At 48.8% G+C, this 1,156-nt stretch carries 1 pseudogene; it reads left to right on the plus strand.

From position 1 onward, the window contains the following. Nucleotides 1-1,156: pseudogene (gene vmeB, locus R8269_RS25380) on the plus strand (multidrug efflux RND transporter permease subunit VmeB); the annotation flags it as partial.

Genomic DNA, 1,156 nt, shown 5'->3' on the forward strand with positions numbered 1-1,156 from the left:
TTCAGCGTGAATACCCTGACGATGTTTGCGATGGTTCTGGCGATTGGTTTGCTGGTGGATGACGCCATCGTTGTGGTAGAAAACGTTGAGCGTGTGATGCACGAAGACGGGCTCGATCCAAAAGAAGCCACTAAGAAATCGATGGGGCAGATCACTGGCGCGTTGATTGGTGTTGGTTTGACCTTATCGGCAGTATTCGTCCCTATGGCATTTATGTCAGGTTCGACCGGGGTAATTTACCGTCAGTTCTCGATCACCATCGTTGCTGCGATGACGTTGTCAGTGATGGTTGCGATCATCCTGACACCAGCGCTGTGTGCTACGTTACTGAAAAAAGGTGACGCTGAATTTACGGATAAAAAAGGCTTCTTCGGTTGGTTTAACCGTAAATTTGATTCGATGACCGCAGGTTATGAGGCTGGTGTAGCCAAGTTGCTAAAACGCACTGGGCGCATGTTGTTGGTGTTTGTGGCAATGAGCGCTGGTGCGGGTTGGTTATTTATGAATCTGCCGACGTCTTTCCTACCAGATGAAGACCAAGGTACGGTGTTCTCGATGGCAATCTTGCCGCCGAACTCGACTCAAGAGCAGACAGAAAAAACACTCGATAAAGTGCGTAGCTATTTCTTGGAAGAAGAAAAAGACAACGTGAGATCCGTGTTTACCGTGGCTGGTTTTAGTTTTGCTGGTCAAGGCCAAAACATGGGTATGGCGTTTATTGGCTTGAAAGATTGGTCTGAGCGCGAAGCGCCGGGTTCGGATGCTGCATCTTTGACAGGCCGTGCTATGGGTTACTTCTCAACCATCAAAGAAGCCATGGTATTTGCGTTTGCACCTCCTGCCATCCAAGAGTTGGGTAACGCAACGGGTTTTGATTTCTATCTACAAGACTCCCTGAGCCTTGGTCACGAAGCATTAGTTGCTGCACAAGGGCAATTACTGGGAATGGCAGCGCAGAATCCAAAACTAGTTGGTGTTCGTCCGAATGGCCAATCTGATGCACCAATGTACCAAGTTCATGTAGATCACGTTAAATTGCGCGCGCTGGATGTCAGCATCAACGACGTGAACCAAATCCTATCCGCCGCTTGGGGGGGAGCGTATATCAACGACTACATTGACCGTGGTCGCGTTAAAAAAGTGATGGTGCAAAGTG

It is taken from the genome of Vibrio sp. Vb0667 (assembly GCF_033391095.1).